We start from the raw sequence: 16,240 nt of genomic DNA on the forward strand, positions 1-16,240 counted from the left end.
GGACCCGACCATGCCTATCGTCATCGAAACCGAAGAAACACGTGTCGTGCAGTTGGAAGAGCTGATCGAGCGCCTGGACCGTGACCTGGATACGCGCTGCCATGACAGCATGGCGGCCGCGGCATCGGACCTGAAGGCGCTAGCCAACAACCGCACGTTCCTGGCCGACGTGGTCGCGCGGGAACTCAAGGACCTGGCCACCATGCAGCGGGGAAACACGTACACGCCGCAGGTGGTGATGCTGCACCTGAACCCGTGCAAGAACTACTTCCTGCGTGCCAACATCTGGCCCAGCGCCCACGACGCGGTGATGCAGGCGAGTGGTCCGGATCCGTTCTTCTACCACAAGCCCCACGACCACAATTTCAACTTCCTCACTGTCGGCTACCACGGCCCCGGCTACTGGAGCGACTACTACGAGTACGACTACGACAAGGTGGCGGGCTATCCGGGCGAGCCGATGGGCCTTCGCTTCGTTGAACGGTCAGCGCTCGACCAGGGCAAGGTGATGCTGTATCGGGCCTTCATCGATGTCCACGATCAGCTGCCCGCTGACGAGTTGTCGATATCGCTCAACATCATGGAGAACACGTTGCGCCCGGTGGTCACCGATCAGTACGCCGCCGATACCGCAACGGGTGTCATCAAGAAGATGGTGAACCGCAACAACATGGTGTGCGTGTTGTCGGTCGCTGCCGCGATCGGTGACGAGAACACGGTCGAGATTATCGACCACATTTCGCGCAACCACGTCAATCCGCGTATCCGCTTCGCGGCCTTGAAGAGCTTGAGCTCGCGGGTCGAGGATCCGGACAGGCGGATCGAGCTGATGATGCAGGGCATGCGAGACAGCTCGATCTTGGTGCGCGAGTCCAGCCGAGTGGAAATCCATAAGGTCCGCGCGCCGCGGCAGGAGATCGAGCATGCCTTCTCTTGAGGTCTCCGGAGTCAGCAAGCGGTATCCCGGGTTCGAATTGCAGCCGGTTTCCTTCAGCGTCGAAGCCGGCGAAGTCTTCGCGGTACTCGGCCTGAATGGCGCGGGGAAGTCCACCCTGCTCAGGACCATCGCTGGCACTGTGCTGCCTGATGCCGGAACCGTCGGCATCTGCGGGCGGAACCGTCGTCCAGGCCGTGCCGACCCGCGATTGAGCGTGGTGTTGGACGGAGGGCGCAGCCTGTACTGGAAAATGTCGGTGGCAGAAAACATCGACTATTTCGGAGCGCTGAAGGGTGCATCGGCCCGGTCGCGTCGAGCACGCCGGGACGAGGTCCTGCTGCGGGCCGGATTGGCAGACAAGGGCGACAGCCTGGTGGGCACGCTGTCACGAGGAATGCAGCAACGCCTGGTGCTGGCAATCGCGGTGATGTGCGAGCCGCGGGTGCTGCTGCTCGACGAGCCCACCCTTGGCGTCGACCTCGTCCACGAACGGCTCATCCTGCAGGCTATCGAGACGCTGCGGGACCGGGGCTGTGCCGTGGTGTTGACGTCTCACCAGCTCGATTTCATCGAACGGCTGGCCACCCGGGCACTGGTCCTGGAGGGCGGGCGCTCGAAAGAGCCGCAAGCGCTCGGTGAGCTGCGGGACCTGATGGGCGAGCAGGTGCTGGAAGTGGAACTGGAACACACGCCGTCTGGAGCGCTGATCGCTCAATTGTGTGCCATGGGCGTGTCGGTGGACGGACGCAGCCTGCGTGCGGACGCATCCACCACCAGTCTTTACAGCGTGCTGGACGCGGTCAGGCCGGCGGCCATCGTGTCGTGCACGGTGGGCCGCGCAAGCCTACGCAATGCGATGGAGCACATGGCTCAGAAGGAGGCCGCGTGAAATACCTTTTCTGGATGGAGTTGCGCCGCTCGTTGCTGCAGATGCGCCGGTATCCGGTCGAGACGGCGCTCTCGTTCCTGATCCTGTCAGGCATGTTCTTCGGCATTGCATACGGCGCGGACGCAGCGTTCGGAAACCCGCAGCCGGCTGGCCAAGTCGCCACCCTGACGGTCCTTTCCTTCATGGGCTGGATGTTCTGCATGAACCTTCTGTCGGGACCTGCAGCCGAGATCGAGGCCGAATCGCAGAGCGGCACCGTGGAGCAGCTGTTTACGGGCGGCCTGTCCGTCCAGCGAATCCTGCTGGCGCGCATGTCCGCCGGCGTCGTGGTGACGGGTGCCATAGTGAGCGGGATCGTCCTTCTGGTCGGTCGAATCGCGGAGGTCGAGCTGTCGGCCCAGGCATTGGCAGCCGTCGCGCTGGCGCTCGTCACGGCGGCTGGTGCCGGCTTCGTCCTCGCGGGTGTAGCGCTGCTGTTCAAGAAGACACGTGCCCTGGTTCTCTTGGCCACGTTCGGATTGATGCCGGTGATGATCGCCGATGGCGCTGCGGCGTGGATCGGCACGTCGTCGGCCACGCTCCTGTTGCCGTTCGTGGGCCCCATGGGCCTGGCCAAGGCCGTGGTGATGGATTCGACAAGCTGGAGCTGGGGTGCATTCTGCATCGCACTGGGCGCATCGTTGGCGTACTTCGTGATCGGACTCGTGCTCTTTGGCCGCATGCGCTTGCGGGCAATGCGCCGGGCGACCATCGGTCACTACTAGGAATCAGGGAGACTGGCATGCGATTGACGGATGAAGAGCTCAAGCACGTCCTCAATGTCGACTGGGGCATGCGGTTCTGGTCCTGGTTCCGATGGGTGATGCTGGCGGTCCTGTTGCTGGCCGCCACCGGCGACTACACGGGGCTTGTCAATCCCCCACGGATGGAGTGGGTCGTGGCCGGTGCGGTGTACCTGCTGGTCGCATGGCCCGGGCTCTGCCGCGTATACGTCTACCGCGCGTTGCGCCGCCTGATCGAGGCGGACCCGGAAGCGCGTCGGCAATTGGATGAGGCCCGGGAGCGGCGCGTCGGTGCCTGACCATCGTGGTGCGTAGTCCCGTCGCCGGCACGAAGCCACCAATGCCGGGGAGGTTGGACGGGGTCGCCAGCGGCCGCGCCGTCGTAGCCGACGCTACCCATCATGGCGTGACCGGCCGGAGCCCGCCTTCGCATCGCTGCCCGGGGCGGGCTCTGTGGCACAATGCAGCCCGGCCGCGCGGTCAGCGCGGGGTACACGGATTCCGTGGGTCGTTAGCTCAGTTGGTAGAGCATCGGACTTTTAATCCGCTGGTCGATGGTTCGAATCCATCACGACCCACCACTGCCTCGATGCGACCCCGCGCAAGCGGGGTTCGTGCTTTCTGGCGGGCAGGTTCGGCACAACGCCGCTGTCAGGCGGCCGCGTCGCAATCGAACAGTTGCTGTAGTACGTCGTCGCCATAGCGGTCCAGCTTGCTCTGGCCGATGCCGGGGATGCGCCCCAGTTCGTCGAGGTCGTCGGGCGCGGCCTGCGCGATGGCCCGCAGCGTGGCGTCGTGGAAGATGACGTACGCGGGGACGTTCTGCTCGCGCGCCGTGGTGGCGCGCCACTCGCGCAGGGCGTCGAAGCGCAACTGCGCGTCGGGCGGCAGGTCGATGAGGGGGGCGGCAGCACCGCGGCGATCCTTGCGGCCGCTGCGCGGCAGTTCGCGACGCATGGCCAGCCGTTGCTCACCGCGCAGGACAGGGCCGGCCTGCGTCGTCAGGCGCAGCGCATTGTGGCGCTCGACGTCCGCCTCCAGCAGTCCGAAGGCCACCAGCTGGCGGAACACGCCGCTCCACTGGCGGGCGTCGAGATCGGCTCCGATGGCCCAGGTGCTGAGCGATTCGTGGCCGAAGCGCTGGGTCTTCTCGGTCGATACGCCGCGCAGCACGTCGATGACATGACCGGCGCCGAAGCGCTGGCCGGTGCGGTACACGCACGACAACGCCTTGCGTGCCGCATCGGTCGCGTCCCAGGTCTGCGGCGGCTCCAGGCAGTTGTCGCAGTTGCCGCAGGCGCCGGCGTGCGACTCGCCGAACCAGTCCAGCAGGGCCTGCCGCCGGCAGCGGGTCGACTCGCAATAGCCCAGCAGCGCGTCGAGCTTGCGGAGCTCCAACTGCTTGCGCTCCTCGGGCGCATCGCCCTGGCCGATCATCTGGCGCAGGTTGACCACGTCGCCCAGCCCGTAGCTCATCCAGGCCTCGGCGGGTGCGCCGTCGCGGCCGGCGCGTCCGGTCTCCTGGTAGTAGCCCTCGATCGACTTGGGCAGGTCGACGTGGGTGACAAAACGTACGTCCGGTTTGTCGATGCCCATGCCGAAGGCGATCGTCGCCACCATCACCACGCCGTCCTCCTGCAGGAAACGACGCTGGTTGGCCGCACGCGTCTCGCCAGGCAGGCCCGCGTGGTAGGGCAGTGCCTTGATGCCGGCCGTGGCCAGCTGGTCGGCCAACGTGTCCACCCGCTTGCGCGACAGCGCGTACACGATGCCGCTCTCGCCGCGGCGGTCGCCCAGGAAGTTCAGCAGCGCGCGCGCGCCGCTGCCGTCCTTCTGCACCACGCGGTAGCGGATGTTGGGTCGGTCGAAGGAGCTGACGAAGGTGCGCGCCTCCTCCAGCGCCAGCCGTTCAGCGATCTCCCGGCGCGTCGGCGCGTCGGCGGTCGCCGTCAGTGCGATGCGCGGCACCTCCGGCCAGCGCTCGTGCAGCACCGTCAGCTGCCGGTATTCGGGCCGGAAGTCGTGTCCCCATTGCGAGACGCAGTGGGCCTCGTCGATGGCGAACAGGGCGATGGGCGCGCGGTCTAGCAGGTCCAGGCAGCGGCCGGTGAGCAGCCGCTCGGGTGCGACGTACAGCAGGTCGAGATCGCCGGCGAGCAGGCGCCGCTCGACGTCTGCGGCCGTCGCCGCATCCAGCGTCGAGTTCAGGCAGGCCGCGCGCACGCCCAGCTGCAGCAACGCGTCCACCTGGTCCTGCATCAGCGCGATCAGCGGCGAGACGACGATGCCGCAGCCCTCGCGCAGCAACGCCGGCAGCTGGTAGCACAGCGACTTGCCGCCGCCGGTGGGCATCAGCACGAGGGCATCGTCGCCGCGAAGCAGGCAGTCGACGATCTCGGCCTGTTCGCCGCGGAAACCGGGGTGGCCGAAGGTGGAGCGGAGCAGGTCGAGCGCGCGGTCGTTCATCGGCGCAAAGGGTAGCAAGCGCCCGTCGCAGCGGCTGCGCGCCAGGGCTGTCGGCGGAGTGGGGAAAACCTGTTCTGCGGCGTCCGTAACCTGCGCGCAAGAAAAAACCCGCCGGCTGCCGGCGGGTTTCCCTGTCAGGCCACTGCGGTCACTGGAGCAGCGAGCGCAGCATCCAGGCGTACTTTTCGTGGGTCTGCAGGCGCTGGGTCAGCAGGTCGACGGTCGGGTCGTCGCCGGCGTCGTCGCCGGTCTTGAGGACCTTGCGCGCGGTGCGGCACACCGCTTCGTTGCCGACGGTGAGCTGGCGCACCATCTCGCGCCAGTCGGCGGCGTCGCTCAGCCCAGGTTCCTCGGGGATCGACGAGAGCTTGGTGAACTCGGCGTACGAACCCGGCGCGTTGAAGCCCAGCGCGCGGATGCGCTCGGCGATCTCGTCCAGCGCGTTCCACTGCTCGGTGTACTGGTTCTCGAACATCACGTGCAGGGCGTTGAACATCGGGCCGGTGACGTTCCAGTGGAAGTTGTGGGTCTTCAGGTACAGCGTGTAGCTGTCGGCGAGGAATCGCGACAGGCCTTCGGCGATCTTCTTGCGATCGGCGGTGGAGATCCCGATATCGATGGCCGGCGCGCTGGATGCCGGCGCCGGCGAAGCGGCGGGACTGGTGGACGTGGTGCGCCCGGCCTTGGGCTTGGAACTCTTGGTCTTGGCCATGAGGTTTCTCCCTTTGTGGGGGTTGCAGTGACAATACGTGGCGCGGCCTTCCGCGTTAAATGGTTTGTTCTTCTCGATCCGATCAATGAAGCCTATCGACCACCCCGACAGCATGGCGTCAACGAAAGCCGCCCTGCGTGAAGCCCGCGGGGCGATCGACGGTGCCCTCAGTCGAGACCGCGGCCGCCTCCACGGCCTGTGGTCACGTTGGAGCGGGCGGCCTGAGGACACCGCCGCGCGGCAGGTGTTCGAGACGCGGCTGGCGCAGTCGGTGGCGCAGCGTGAGTCCCGTGCCGCGTCCCTGCCACGCGCACCGGTCGACCCCACGCTGCCCATCGCAACGGAAGCCGAGCGCATCGTCGAGCTAATCCGCGACCACCCGGTGGTGGTGATCGCCGGCGAGACGGGGTCGGGCAAGACCACGCAGATCCCCAAGCTGTGCCTGGCGGCCGGCCGGGGCGCGGCCGGCATGATCGGCTGTACCCAGCCGCGCCGGATCGCCGCGCGCGCGGTGGCGCGCCGGGTGGCGGAAGAGCTGGGCGTGCAGATGGGTGGCGCGGTCGGTTACCAGGTCCGCTTCACCGAGAACGTCGGCGAGCAGACGGCGGTGAAGTTCATGACCGACGGCATCCTGCTGGCCGAGATCGCGTCGGACCGCTGGCTGTCGCGCTACGACACGATCCTGATCGACGAGGCGCACGAGCGCAGCCTCAACATCGACTTCCTGCTGGGCTACCTCAAGCAGCTGCTGCAGCGCCGGCGCGACCTCAAGGTCATCGTGACCTCGGCGACCATCGACACCGCGCGCTTCGCGGCGCACTTCGACGACGCGCCGGTGGTGAGCGTGGAGGGGCGCGGGTATCCGGTTGACGTGCGTTACCGGCCGTTGGAAGGGGAGGGCGAATCCGAGGGCGAGCGCACGGTCAACGAAGCCATCGTCGCCGCCTGCGACGAGATCACCCGCGAGGACCCCCGCGGCGACGTGCTCGTGTTCCTGCCCGGCGAGCGCGAGATCCGCGATGCCCACCAGGCGCTGGAGCGCCGCAAGTACCGCCATACCGAGGTGCTGCCACTGTATGCGCGGCTGTCGGTGAAGGACCAGGACCGGGTGTTCAACCCGGGGCCGCAGCGGCGCATAGTGCTGGCCACCAACGTCGCCGAGACCTCGCTGACGGTGCCGCGCATCCGCTACGTGGTCGACCCCGGCCTGGCGCGCGTCAAGCGCTACAGCCCGCGCGCAAAGCTCGACCGCCTGCATATCGAGCCGGTCAGCCAGGCCAGCGCCGACCAGCGCAAGGGTCGCTGCGGGCGCATCTCCGAAGGCACCTGCTACCGCCTGTACCCGGAAGCGGACTTCGAATCGCGCCCGCGTTACACCGACCCTGAAATCCGTCGCGCAGCCCTGGCGGGCGTGATCCTGCGCATGCTGTCGCTGGGGTTGGGGTCGATCGAGAACTTCCCCTTCCTGGAACCGCCCGAGCCGCGCGCCGTGGCCGACGGCTGGCAGGAGCTGGCCGAACTGGGCGCCGTCGACAACGTCGCCGATCACGGCAAGCGCGCGCTCACTGCCGTCGGGCGTGTCATGGCGCGGCTGCCGGTGGACGTCAAGCTGGCGCGCATGCTGGTGGCGGCCAACGACACCGGCTGCCTGCACGAGATGCTGGCGATCGCCGCGTTCCTGGGCATCCAGGACCCGCGCGAGCGGCCGGCCGACCAGCGTGCCGCGGCCGATACCGCGCATGCCCAGTTCGCCGACCCCAAGTCCGAGTTCGTCGGCATCCTGAAGTTGTGGGAGGGCTACCAGGCGGCACACGAGGAGCTGACCCAGTCGAAGCTGCGCGGCTGGTGCGAGCGGCACTTCCTGGGCTTCCTGCGGATGCGCGAGTGGCGCGAGCTGCACCGGCAACTGAAGCTGATGGCGGAGGAACTGGGGTGGGAGGTGACGCGCGTGGCGGCTTCGCCCCACCCCGCGGCACGGGCCAGCGCGGTTGCGGCCGCCCTCACGGCCGAGGGCCAGAAGCGCGGTCCCCGTCGGCGGCGTGGGCGGGCGCGTTCGTCCGGGGCGCCGGAGCGCGCCGCCGGCGAGGAGTTGGCGCAACAGGCGCAGGCCCCGGGCCGGTACGACGCCTCGTCCTACGCACGCCTGCACCGCGCATTGCTCACCGGCCTGCCTGCGCAGGTCGGCCACCGCGCCGATCGCGGCCTGTACGAGGGCCCGCGCGGCCGCAAGTTCCAGTTGTTCCCCGGCTCGGTGCTGGCGAAGAAGCCGCCCCCGTGGGTGCTGTCGGCCACGCTGCTGGACACCGAACGCGTGTGGGCACTGACCAACGCCGCGATCGAACCGGAGTGGGCAATCGAGGCCCTGCCGCACCTGCTGGCACGTCGCCACCACGACCCGCGCTGGGCGCGATCGCAGGGGCGCGTGGTCGGCAGCGAGCAGGTCTCGCTGTTCGGGCTGGTGCTCGCGCCCAAGCGGCCGGTGCACTACGGCGCGCTGTACCCGGACGAGGCGCGCGCGATCTTCGCGCGCGAGGCGCTGGTGACGGGAGAGATCAACACGCGCGTGGCCTTCCTGCCGCGCAACCTGGCGACGCTGGAGAAGGCGCGGGAAGAGGAGGCCAAGCAGCGCCGTGTCGGCCTGGTGGTCGACGAGGAATGGATGGCGCAGTGGTACCTGGACCGACTGCCCGCGCACGTGCACAACGCCCATGCACTGGATGCGTGGTTCGGCAAGCTCGATGCCGCGTCGAAGGCAGCGCTGGAGTGGTCGCTGGACGACCTGATGGTCGGCGACGAGAGCGAGGCCGCGCGGTTCCCGGCAATACTGGCGGTAGGCGAGGCACGGCTGGCGGTGCGCTACCGCTTCGAGCCCGGAGCGGCCGACGACGGCATGACGGTCGCCGTGCCGCTGCATCTGCTGGGCGCGCTCGACCCCGCGCAGGTGTCGTGGCTGGCGCCCGGGTTCGTCGCCGACAAGGCCGCGGCGCTGATCCGCGGCCTGCCCAAGACGCTGCGCCGCAATTTCGTGCCGGCGCCCGATTTCGCCCGCGCGTTCGCCGAGGCGCATTCGCGGCAGGAGGATGACGACTTTGCCGGCACGCTCGCACGTTTCCTCCGGCGCGCGACCGGTGTAGACGTGGCGCGCAGCGAGTTCGACGAGTCGGTGCTGGAGCCGCACCTGCGCATGAACATCCGGCTGCTGGACCGCGATGGCCGCGGCGTGCTGGCCGAGTCGCGCGATGTCGATGGCCTGAAGCAGCGGTTCGCAGCGGCGGCGGCCGAGGCGTTCGCCGCGCGCGCGGCCGATGGCCTGGCGCAACGCGGGCTGGTGGCCTTCCCGGAGACGCCGGTGCCGCGTTCCGTGCCCGGCGCGGGTGGCGTACCGGCATGGCCGGCGCTGCATGACGACGGCGACAGCGTTTCGCTGCAGGTCCACGCGCAACGCGAGGACGCCGAGCGCGCCCACCCGGCGGGCGTGCGCCGCCTGTTGGCCCTGGCGCTGGCCGACCGCATGCGCCAGGCCCGCAAGCAGTTGCCCGTGCCGCCGCGCACCGCGCTGCAGTACGCGGCATTGGAGTCCCAGGGCGAACGCTCGGGGCCTGCCGGGGAGGGCGACCGGCTGCGCGCCGACCTGGTGCAGGGGGCGTTCGACGCGTTGACGGCGGAAGGGCTCGAGGACATCCGTGACGCCGATGCATTCGCCACGCGTCGGGATGCGGTGGGCAAGGGGTTGTTCGCCGAGTCGGTGGAACGCCTCAGGCTGGCCGAGGCGATCCTGGACGGCGTGGCGGAGGTGCGTGGCGCGCTGGAATCGCCGCTGATGGGCTGGGCCAGCGGCAACCTCGACGACATGCGCGCGCATCTGTCGACGCTGGCGCCGCCGGGGTTCCTCAGCACCACGCCCCAGCACGTGTTGCGCGACTACCCGCGTTACCTGAAGGCACTGGCGCTGCGAGGCGAACGCGCACTGCGCGACCCGATGCGCGACCAGGCGCGGATGCTCGAGATCAAGCCGTTCGCAGATGCGCTGGCCGATGCAACGCAACGCGGGATCGCCGGCCGGCCGGAGTGGCAGGCACTGCGTTGGGACCTGGAGGAGCTGCGCGTATCACTGTTCGCCCAGGAACTCGGGGCGAAGGGTGTGTCGCCGAAGAAGCTGGCTACACGGCTGTCTCACTTGCAATAGTCGTTGCCGCAGCGGGCAGGATGGACTGCGTCAGTCGAGCAGGCGTACCTTCGCGCGCGGGCTCTGCCCTTCCACCTGCAGGTACCAGCCACTGAACAGTCCGGGTTTGACTGAAACCGCCGGACTTTCCTCGGCGCGGCCCAGATAGAGGTCGCCCTCGGTCACCTGCCAGCGTTGGCCGTTCTCCAGCGTCAGCACGGTGCCCTTCGACCATCCTTTGAACGGGCCGACCAGCCGGGACTCGACTGGTGCTTCGTCCACTTCTTCAGTCGACGCCGCCACCGGAGCTTCAGCGGCCGGCGCCACGTCTTCGCGGAGCAGGCGATTAAGCGCGGCAAGTTCGGACTGGTCCAACTTCGCGAGCCCCGCTTCCCGGAACTGTGCCTCGGTCAGGCGTTCCTCGATAGGCCGGTACTGCGCCGCTGCAGGAAACGTACAGAAGGCGGTCGCCGCCGCCAACAACAACACTGCGATTCGCATGGGTTGACTCTCCTTTTCGAAAGGTTCGACGCAGGCCTCGTGCAGGCGTCATTCGATGCGCTGGACCTTGGCCCGGGTGTTGTAACCCTCGACCGACAGATACCAGACGTTACCGATGACCGCGGGTGCGATCGTGACGGTCGGGCTGTCCAAGCGGGCGCCGGCAAGGCGTGCGTCATCCACCTGCTCCCAGACGTGTCCGTTGTCCAGCGTGTAGCGACGGCCTTTGCCAAAACCACGGAACTCGCCCTGAATCCGCGCCACGATCGGCTCGGTCGAACCAAAGCTCAGGAATCCGCGGCTGGCTTCCTTCACCTCTGCGCGCGCGGTCTCCGCTGCCTTGGCAGTTTCGACATCCAGCGTGCGCCCCAGCCATGCATTGAGGCTGGCCAGCTGCTCGGGACTCAAGCGGTCCAATCCAGCGGCACGGAATTCCTCCGGCGTCATTTCCTGCTCGATGAGCCGGGGTGCATCCTGCGCAAGGACTGCCATCGGCATCAGTACGAGAGCCAGCGAAAGGGCGAGCGGACGCAGCGAGCGGGCGCGGATCGAAAGCATGGCCTGTTCCTCGGACGGGATGCTCGCTAGTGTAGACGCGAAACTTTCGACCGCGATCCGTCCGCGATGCCCCCCGCGCCTTCCTTTTCTCCCGCCATGCTGGACCATCCGGCCGTCGCCGGCCTGCCGGCCGCGTGGCGCGATGCGCTGGCGGAAGGGCCTCGCGACAATGCGACCGCGGGTGTGGCGGAACCGGTCGAAGTGACGGTTTCCGTACTGGACGCATTGGCCCGGCTCGACGCGGACGCCGACACCGTGATGGCCGCGTTGTTGCACGCCGCCCCAACCATGCTGCCGGCGCTGGGTCCGGAGTTCCCGAAGCAACATCCGGCGGTAGTGGCGCTGCTCGATGGGCAGCACGCGGCCGCACAGGTCTGGGCCCTGCATGCCGAGCACCCGGGCAGTGGCGGCAGCGAAGGTCTGCGCCGGCTGTTGCTGGCCATCGTGCGCGACCTGCGGGTGGTGCCGATCCTGCTCGCGCGGCAGCTGGCATGGATGAAGCAGGCCGGCGACCTGCCCGACGCGCAGCGCCGCGAGCTGGCGGCGCTCACCCGCGACATCCACGCCCCGCTGGCCAACCGGCTGGGCATCTGGCAGCTGAAGTGGGAACTCGAGGACCTGGCGTTCCGCCACCTGGAGCCCGAGACCTACCAGCGCATCGCCCGCCTGCTGGACGAGAAGCGGGGCGCGCGCGAGCGCTACATCGAGCAGGTCAAGCAGGTGCTGCGCGAGGCGATGGCCGCTCAGGGCATCGAGGCCGACGTCGCCGGCCGGCCGAAGCACATCTACAGCATCTGGCGGAAGATGCAGCGCAAGGGCGCGCCGATCGGCGAGCTCTACGACCTGCGTGCGGTACGGGTCCTGGTGGACGATGTCGCTGCCTGCTACGCCGCGCTGGGCGTGGTGCATGCGACGTGGGTGCCGATCCCCAGCGAGTTCGACGACTACATCGCGCGCCCCAAGCGCAACGACTACCGGTCGCTGCACACCGCGGTGATCGGGCCGGAAGGCAAGACGCTGGAAGTGCAGATCCGCACCCACGACATGCACCGTCAGGCCGAGCTCGGCGTGGCGGCGCATTGGCGCTACAAGGAAGGCGGACGCGGCGCGGATGCCGCGTTCGACCGCAAGATCGCCTGGATGCGGCGGCTGCTGGAAGAAGGCGGCGGGCGCGACGATGCCGGCCTCGCCGGCGAGCTGGACACCGAACTGGTCGAGGACCGGATTTATGCGCTGACGCCCAAAGGCGAAGTGATCGACCTGCCGGTCGGGTCGACGCCGCTGGATTTCGCCTACCGGGTGCACACCGAGGTCGGCCACCGCTGCCGCGGTGCCAAGGTCGACGGCCGCATCGTTCCGCTCGACCACCGCCTGCGCACCGGCGATCGGGTCGAGATCATGACCGCCAAGACCGGCGAGCCGCGGCGCGACTGGCTGGTGGAGGCCAACGGCTTCCTGGCCAGCCCGCGCTCGCGCGAAAAGGTGCGCGGCTGGTTCCACAAGCTCGACCGTGCGCGTAACGAGACCGAAGGCCGCGAACTGCTGGAAAAGGAACTGCGGCGGCTGGGATTGCTCGGTGCGGACCTGGCGCCGGCGCTCGAGAAGTTCCACCTCGCGACCGACGGCGACCTGTATGTGCACGTCGCACTGGGCGACCTTGGGCCGCACCAGGTGGCGCGCGTGCTGGGCGAGCACGAGCGAAGCGGGGGCACCGCGCCTGAAGCCACAGCTGTCCCGGTCGAACCCCGCCGCGCCGGCCGCAGCCGACCGGGCGACTTCACCGTGCAGGGCGTGGGCAACCTGCTGGTGCAGATCGCGCGCTGCTGCCAGCCGCTGCCGGGCGAGCCGATCCTGGGCTACCTCACTCGCGGGCGCGGCGTCACCGTGCATCGTCCGGACTGCGTCGCGCTGCAACGCTTGCTGGCACGCCAGCCCCAGCGCGTACTACCGGTGGAATGGGGGCGCACGGGCAGTGGCTACGACGTCGATGTCGAGGTGGTCGCACTGGACCGCAAATGGTTGCTGAAGGAGGTCACCAACGCCATCGCGCAGGGCAATGCGCATGTGTCGGCGATCCACAGCGACCACGAGCGCAATGGCGCACGCGTGCGGCTGCGGCTGCGGCTGCGCGTTGCCGACTACGGGCAACTGTCGTCGTTGCTGGGCAAGCTGGCGACGCTGCCGGGCGTGGAGCGCGCTCAACGGCTTTGACGGCGTCGTGGCACGTGCCGGAGGGTGGTGGATCACGCGCCTCCCGCGGCCGGCGGCTATGCTCTGCCGGCAATGCCGCATCCACCCGACACCGATCCCACCCGCCGGTCCGCCCGGCCTGTCGAAGCCATCCTCGATCCGCTGCGCAGGCTGTCGCGGTCGCAGCGCGCGTGGGCGCTGTCCCTGTCGTTCGGCCTGTTGGCCGCGCTCGGGATGGCGGCCCTGTTTTCCGATGGACTATGGCCGGAGACACGCGCCCAGCAGTTGCGGCGCGAGGCGGCCGAGGCGCTGGCACGCGGTCACTTGACGGCACCCGACGGCAGCGGCGCGCGCGAGCTCTATGAGGCCGCGCTGGCCCTGGACCCGGACCGCCCCGATGCGCGCGACGGGCTGACCCTGGTCGGGCACGCGGCGCTGGCGCGGGCCGACGCGCAGATCGATGCCGGCCAGTTTGCGCAGGCACGCCAGTCGCTGGCGCTGGCACGGGCGATGACGGTACCGCAGCCGCGGCTGGTCGAACTGGAAACGCGCCTGCACCGCCGCGAGCTGGGCGACGCCGGTGTCGAACGCCTGCTGGACGTGGCCGACGCCGCGCGCCGGGGCGGTCGCCTGGACGGCGAGGGCTACACCGCCCTGCGCCTCTACCAGCGTGTACTGGCCCTGGAGCCGGACAACGTACGGGCGCTGGAAGGACGCGAGGACACCCTGTCGGAACTGCTGGCGCAGTCGCGCTCCATGCTTGAGCGCGGCGCACTGACGGATGCCGCCGCCGTGCAGCGGCGGGTCGCGCAGGCCGATGCCGGCCACGTGGAGCTGCCGGAAGCCCGCGCAGCGCTGGCGGCTGCGGTCGATGCGCGGCTGTCGCGTGCCGAGGCCGACCTGCAGCGCGGCCGGCTGGCCGAGGCCCTGGCTGGATTCCGCGCCGCGCTCGACGCCCGCCCCGATGACGTACGTGCGACGTCCGGCGTGCGTCGGTCGCTGCAGGCCTACGTCCGCCGGGTCGTGGAGCTGGCCGCCGACTTCCGTTTCAGCGAGGCCGAGGCCGCGCTTGCGCAGGCGGTTGCGGTGGACCCGGACATGGCGGGGCTCGAGGAAGCGCGCCGGCGTCTGGCAGCGGCGCGTGCGACCCAGGCACGCCTGGGCGGGCAAGGGGCGACCCAAACGGCTGCGGGGCGTGGCCGCATCAGGGCCCTGCTGGAGGAGGCGGCACGGGCGCGCGACCGTGGCGACCTGCTGACGCCGCCGGGCGAAAGCGCGTTCGACAAGATCGCCGCCGCCCGGGCGCTCGCTCCGCGGGACGCCGAAGTGCGGGAGGCAGCGGATGCCCTGCTTCCGGCGGCCCAGAGCTGCTTCGAGGACGCATTGCGCGAGAACCGTCTGATTGGCGCGGGTGCGTGCCTGGAAGCCCGCGAAGCGCTGGGGGAACCGCGCGGGACGGCACTGGCCGCGCGCCGCCGCCTAGCCCAGCGCTGGCTGGCGGTCGGCGAGGAGCGCTTGGGTGCGAGCGAAATCACCGCGGCCCAGCGTGCGCTCGACCAGGCCCGTACGCTCGACCCGGACGCCGATGGCGTGGAGGCGTTCGCGCGGCGCGTGGAAGCCGCGTCGGCGGCGCTCGACTAAGTCGGGTCCGGCAGCTTTCGCCCAGTACGGCGTGGAGTCCCGTCGCGGGCGCCTCGATAGAAAAGACAGGCGCCTACCTGCGACGGCATCGGGCAGTGGACGGTTCTATGCGTTCTGCGATCGAAGCAGCACGTCCAGGCGCGCCGCCAGCCGGCTCCAGCCGAACTCCGCGACTTCGTCGATGCCCAGCGACAATTCCGCTGCCAGCGTGCCGGCGTTCTTTCGTACGACCAGCTCGCGCAGGCATGTCGCAATGCTGTCGGCGTCGGACGCCGCGACCCAGCCGCGTTGTTTCCCGCGCACCAGTGCGGCCACTGCATCGCCAGGGGCGTCGCCCAGATGGAGGATGGGGCGGCCGGCACCCAGGTACTCGTAACACTTGCCGGGCACCTGCATCGCGTCGCGGTTGGCCAGGTTGACCAGCACATCGGCCTCGCGTTGTGTCGCAATCGCAGCGCGATGTGGCAGGAAGCCGAGCAGCCGGATGCGATCCGGGTGGCGGTCGATGGCCTCGAGCAATGCATCCGGCGCATGCACGGTGGCGATGTTGAGCCGCACGCCCGGCGTGTCGATCACCGCCTGCAAAAGGGCGTCGGCCGACCGGAACGCGTAGAAGCTGCCGGTGTAAAGCAACTCCAGCCGCCGCGTGTCGAATTCGACCGGGCAGACGTCAGTCAGCTCCCCGACATCCTCGAAGCCCTGTGTGAGCACGCTGATCGGGGCGGTGTGCCCGTGCCGCTCGCGCAACACGTCGCGTGCCGAGGGCGTCGTGACCAGTACGTGCTCGGCCCGGCGGCACACCTCGGCCTCCACGCGTTGCGCCCGCGCGCGCCAGCGCGATGGGGTGTACGGGGCGAGTACCGGGTCGGCGAGGTCGGCGATCCAGCGGAAGCCCGCCGCGCGCGCGCGCAGGCCCAGTTCCAGCGTCGTGGCCGGCTCATGGGAGCTCACCACCACGTCCGGGCGGACATGCTCCAGCAGCGCATCCAGTCGCGCACGGCCGATCGGCAACCACTCACCGCGCAAGTCGGGGAACCAGACGAACTCGGCCAGCCGCTGCAGCAGGGACGAGAGCTTCTGTTTCCATCCACTGCGCGAGGCGCGGGCGGGCGGGCGCGCCGTGGCAACGGCGGATTCGGCGTTGCGGCCCCGTTCGCGATGGCGCCGCCGGCGCGCGACCAGTCCCCGGACGTGCCCGGCGTAGGTGCGATGCACGGTGACTCCGTCGGGCAGCTGGGGCAGTCCTGGTGTGGAACCGCCCAGATCGATGGTCAGTACGTGCACCTCATGGCCCAGGCGATGCAGCTCGCGACACAAATAGGCCCAACGCAGCGACTGCGGCGAAGGGCTGGGAGGAAATTCGTAGGCGATCAACAGAAGGCGCATGGTGTGGAGCCGG

Annotated in this window: 12 protein-coding genes and 1 tRNA gene; 8 read left to right on the forward strand and 5 right to left on the reverse strand. The window is 69.3% G+C overall.

Annotated features, from left to right (window positions below; translation table 11 throughout):
* Window positions 1-10 precede the first annotated feature (10 nt).
* The 5 genes from K6753_RS03185 (at window position 11) to K6753_RS03205 (ending at window position 3,189) form a co-directional block, all read left to right on the forward strand.
* On the forward strand, window positions 11-937 hold the full coding sequence (locus K6753_RS03185; protein WP_223674721.1) for a transposase: 927 nt from the start codon (window positions 11-13) through the stop codon (window positions 935-937).
* The gene (locus tag K6753_RS03190; RefSeq protein ID WP_223674722.1) at window positions 924-1,826 is read left to right on the forward strand and encodes an ABC transporter ATP-binding protein; all 903 of its coding nucleotides are present in this window, start codon (window positions 924-926) and stop codon (window positions 1,824-1,826) included. Before K6753_RS03185 ends, K6753_RS03190 begins: the two co-directional genes overlap by 14 nt.
* A 14-nt stretch (window positions 1,827-1,840) precedes the next feature.
* The gene (locus K6753_RS03195; protein WP_223674723.1) at window positions 1,841-2,590 is read left to right on the forward strand and encodes a hypothetical protein; all 750 of its coding nucleotides are present in this window, start codon (window positions 1,841-1,843) and stop codon (window positions 2,588-2,590) included.
* Window positions 2,591-2,607: 17 nt separating this feature from the next.
* Window positions 2,608-2,907, forward strand: coding sequence for a hypothetical protein (locus tag K6753_RS03200; protein ID WP_223674724.1), 300 nt, complete (start codon window positions 2,608-2,610; stop codon window positions 2,905-2,907).
* 206 nt (window positions 2,908-3,113) lie between these two features.
* Window positions 3,114-3,189: transfer RNA gene (locus tag K6753_RS03205), tRNA-Lys, on the forward strand.
* Between the two features lie 70 nt (window positions 3,190-3,259).
* Here the strand turns inward: K6753_RS03205 and recQ are convergent.
* The gene (gene recQ, locus K6753_RS03210) at window positions 3,260-5,074 is read right to left on the reverse strand and encodes a DNA helicase RecQ (RefSeq protein WP_223674725.1); all 1,815 of its coding nucleotides are present in this window, start codon (window positions 5,072-5,074) and stop codon (window positions 3,260-3,262) included.
* A gap of 148 nt (window positions 5,075-5,222) precedes the next feature.
* Window positions 5,223-5,786: a Dps family protein gene (locus K6753_RS03215; protein WP_223674726.1), complete on the reverse strand. Its 564-nt coding sequence runs from the start codon at window positions 5,784-5,786 to the stop codon at window positions 5,223-5,225.
* A gap of 85 nt (window positions 5,787-5,871) precedes the next feature.
* On the opposite strand from K6753_RS03215, the gene hrpA reads away from it, so the two are divergent.
* Window positions 5,872-9,972: an ATP-dependent RNA helicase HrpA gene (gene hrpA, locus K6753_RS03220; protein ID WP_223674727.1), complete on the forward strand. Its 4,101-nt coding sequence runs from the start codon at window positions 5,872-5,874 to the stop codon at window positions 9,970-9,972.
* Window positions 9,973-10,002: 30 nt separating this feature from the next.
* Here the strand turns inward: hrpA and K6753_RS03225 are convergent, their stop codons facing one another.
* On the reverse strand, window positions 10,003-10,452 hold the full coding sequence (locus tag K6753_RS03225; protein WP_223674728.1) for a hypothetical protein: 450 nt from the start codon (window positions 10,450-10,452) through the stop codon (window positions 10,003-10,005).
* Window positions 10,453-10,500: 48 nt separating this feature from the next.
* On the reverse strand, window positions 10,501-11,010 hold the full coding sequence (locus K6753_RS03230) for a hypothetical protein (protein ID WP_223674729.1): 510 nt from the start codon (window positions 11,008-11,010) through the stop codon (window positions 10,501-10,503).
* 96 nt (window positions 11,011-11,106) lie between these two features.
* Here K6753_RS03230 and K6753_RS03235 point away from each other — a divergent pair, with 96 nt between their 5' ends.
* Both K6753_RS03235 and K6753_RS03240 read left to right on the forward strand, forming a co-directional pair.
* Complete coding sequence (locus K6753_RS03235; RefSeq protein ID WP_223674730.1) at window positions 11,107-13,221, forward strand: RelA/SpoT family protein; 2,115 nt, start codon at window positions 11,107-11,109, stop codon at window positions 13,219-13,221.
* A gap of 72 nt (window positions 13,222-13,293) precedes the next feature.
* Window positions 13,294-14,841, forward strand: a complete 1,548-nt coding sequence (locus K6753_RS03240) for a hypothetical protein (RefSeq protein WP_223674731.1) — start codon at window positions 13,294-13,296, stop codon at window positions 14,839-14,841.
* 105 nt (window positions 14,842-14,946) lie between these two features.
* On the opposite strand, the gene K6753_RS03245 is transcribed toward K6753_RS03240, so the two are convergent.
* Window positions 14,947-16,227, reverse strand: coding sequence for a glycosyltransferase (locus K6753_RS03245; RefSeq protein WP_223674732.1), 1,281 nt, complete (start codon window positions 16,225-16,227; stop codon window positions 14,947-14,949).
* Window positions 16,228-16,240 lie beyond the last annotated feature (13 nt).

Source organism: Novilysobacter selenitireducens, from assembly GCF_020026895.1.
In the GTDB taxonomy this organism is placed as follows: domain Bacteria; phylum Pseudomonadota; class Gammaproteobacteria; order Xanthomonadales; family Xanthomonadaceae; genus Lysobacter_C; species Lysobacter_C selenitireducens.